The 2781-nt window shown below is 64.7% G+C and carries 3 protein-coding genes and 1 pseudogene; 2 read left to right on the top strand and 2 right to left on the bottom strand.

Annotation, left to right across the window (positions count from 1 at the left end; all coding sequences use genetic code 11):
* Positions 1 to 241 precede the first annotated feature (241 nt).
* Complete coding sequence (locus HMPREF1138_RS05040; protein WP_009057319.1) at positions 242 to 1840, bottom strand: xylulokinase; 1599 nt, start codon at positions 1838 to 1840, stop codon at positions 242 to 244.
* 255 nt (positions 1841 to 2095) lie between these two features.
* Here HMPREF1138_RS05040 and relB point away from each other — a divergent pair, with 255 nt between their 5' ends.
* On the top strand, positions 2096 to 2338 hold the full coding sequence (relB, locus tag HMPREF1138_RS05035) for a type II toxin-antitoxin system RelB family antitoxin (RefSeq protein WP_009057315.1): 243 nt from the start codon (positions 2096 to 2098) through the stop codon (positions 2336 to 2338).
* Positions 2322 to 2585 (top strand): type II toxin-antitoxin system RelE family toxin, encoded by a 264-nt coding sequence (locus HMPREF1138_RS05030; protein ID WP_003791192.1) that lies wholly within the window; start codon positions 2322 to 2324, stop codon positions 2583 to 2585. Before relB ends, HMPREF1138_RS05030 begins: the two co-directional genes overlap by 17 nt.
* 1 nt (position 2586) lies before the next feature.
* On the opposite strand, the pseudogene HMPREF1138_RS10720 reads toward HMPREF1138_RS05030, so the two are convergent.
* A pseudogene (locus HMPREF1138_RS10720) lies at positions 2587 to 2781 on the bottom strand (TetR/AcrR family transcriptional regulator); the annotation flags it as partial.

Below are 2781 nucleotides of genomic sequence, written 5' to 3'. Positions count from 1 at the left end.
AGAACCGTTGCAACCACCACTAGAACCTAGAATTTGGTTCCCCTACCTTTTATTAGGTATCGAGAATTGCCCGGAATTCCAACGATCTGATTTCAATATTTGAAATAGGTCGCGCGGAATTGCATGCGACATTTTTGGGTAAACATATGTCAGAGCAGCGTCAGAGCAGTGTCAGGACAGCGCGGGCGAGGGAACTCGGGCGCGGGGGCACGGGACGGCTCGTCAGCAGGCCCACGCCTCATCAGCGGCCCCGGGCGATGACCTCCACGCCGGGCAGGGATGCGCGGTAGGCGTCGAGGAAACGCTCGTACCCGGCCACGCCCTCGGCGGTGGGCTCGAGGGTCGCCACCGAGGCGTCCGCGAAGACGCGCTCAGAGAGGTACTCCGGCAGTGCGAAGCCAGCCTCGCCCCCCGCGATGACCGCACGGTAGCGCGCGAGTACCGCGATACCCCACGCGCCACCCTCTCCCGCGGTGCCACCAACGGAGACTGGGATGTTCAGCGAGTCGGCGAGGATCTGCTGGGCGACACCCGGCGTCTTGAACAGGCCGCCGTGGGCGAAGAGCGAGTCGAGGCGCACCCCCTCCTCGCTCAGGATGTCAACGCCGATCCGCACGGCCGCGAAGATGCTCATGAGCTGGGCGCGCACGGCGTTGGCGAGGCTCACGCGCGCGTCGGCGGTGTGCGTGAAGACCGGCTGGGCCGCCACCTGGCCTACGAGCGGCTCGGCGGACAGGGTGTTGTAGGCCATGACGCCGCCCGCGTCGGCCTCGCCGGTGAGCGCGTGGTTATAGAGGGCGTCGTAGATCGCGGGGACGCTCGCATCGGCGCCGACGAGGCGCGCGAAGTCCGCGAACCATCCGACCCACGCGTCGATCTCGGACGCGCCGTTGTTCGAGTGAACCATGGCGACGGGCGAGCCGTCGGGCGTCGTCACCATGTCGATCTCGGTGTGCAGCTGCGCGAGGGAGCGCTCGAGGACCGCCATGAGGAAGACCGAGGTGCCGCACGAGATGTTGCCGGTGCGCTGCGCGATCGCGTTGGTCGCGATCATGCCGGTGCCTGCATCGCCCTCGGGCGGGCAAAGCGCGATGCCGGGTCGCAGCGTCCCGGTCGGGTCGATGAGCGCGGCACCCTCGGGGGTCAGTATGCCCGCGTCCTCGCCGGCGCTCAGCACGGTCGGGAGGATGTCACGCAGACGCCACGGGACCAGGCCCTCGACCATGGCCTCGTACTGATCAAGGTAGGACTCCACATAAGTGCCCGTGGTCGAGTCGATCGGGAACATGCCCGAGGCGTCGCCGACGCCCAGGACGTGGCGTCCCGTCAGCTGATGATGGACCCACCCGGCCAGGGTCGTCAGGCGGGCGACGCGCGGCGCGTGTTCCTCGGAGTCGAGGACCGCCTGATGCAGGTGGGCGATCGACCAGCGCAGGGGGACGTTGAAGCCAAAGAGGCGGGTGAGCTCGTCAGCGGCGCGACCCGTGTTGGTGTTGCGCCACGTGCGGAAAGGCGCGAGCAGATTGTCGTCGGCGTCGAACGCGAGGTAGCCATGCATCATCGCGGAGATACCGATCGAGCCGTAGGACATGGGGGTGACGTCGTAGCGCTCGCGCACGTCCGCGACCAGGGAGGCGTAGGCGCTTTGCAGGCCGGCGACGACCTCGTCGAGGCGATAGGACCACAGGCCGCCCTCCAGGTGGTTCTCCCACCCGTGGCCGCCGGTGGCGAGCACCTCGTGGTCGGGTCCGATGAGCACGGCCTTGATGCGGGTCGAGCCGAATTCGATGCCGAGCGCGGTGTCGGCAGCGGTGATGGCGACGCGGGGGTCGGTGCTCATGTGTGCTCCTTGGGTCTTCATTGACGAGGCCGTGGCCCGGAATGCGCTAACGGTAACACTTTCGCGTAGATAGCGATTGGGGCGCACACGTCTTTATCGGACACCCTGTTCGCTATTAGTGTCTTGATCCCAGATTATCGGGCGTTGATAGCATTTTGACGACCATGTCATTCCCGACTCATCGAGCATCACATACTCTTCCAACTATTTCCAAAGAGAGATAGACTACGCGTAGTCACTTTTTGAGGAGGACACATGTCTACGGCACGGGTTGCACGCTCCGTCAAGCTCGATCCCGAGATCGACGCCCGCCTCACGGCCCTCGCTAAGCGGACGGGACGAACGAAGTCGTTCTACATGAATCGCGCCATCGAGTCAGCGCTCGAAGAGATCGAGCTGGCCTACTCACTACAGGCGGAACTCGAGGACATTCGCAGCGGCCGAGCCACATCCGTGAGCCTCGACGAGGCGGTGAAGACCCTTGGCCTGGAGGGCTGAGCTGTCACCGCGTGCATTGAAGCAGCTCAGCAAGCTCGATAAGCCAACCGCACGCCGTATCATCGACTACCTCCGCGAGACTGCGAGCGGCGAGGATCCCCGCTCACGAGGGAAGGGACTGACCGGCAACCTGGCAGGCTTTTGGCGATACCGTGTCGGCAACTACCGGATCATTGCTTCCATCGAAGATGATGAGTTATTGATCCTCGCCATCAACATCGATCACCGGTCACGCATCTACCGCTGACCTACCGGGCGCCGAAGCCCGCGATGAAGAGCTCACGCGCGCGGTCGATGGCGACGAGTTCCTTGTCGGTGAGCGGCTTGGTGGCGCTGCGCTCGATGAAGGTCAGGACGACGGACGCGTAGACGTCCGCGGCCAGTGGAAGCACCTCGTCGTCCACGCGACCACGGGCCCAATCGGTAAATACCGAACAGCACGT

This window comes from Actinomyces sp. ICM58 (genome assembly GCF_000283035.1).
Lineage (GTDB): Bacteria > Actinomycetota > Actinomycetes > Actinomycetales > Actinomycetaceae > Pauljensenia.
Note: the sequence above shows the minus strand (reverse complement) of the source record. Positions and strands in the feature narration are given on the sequence as shown.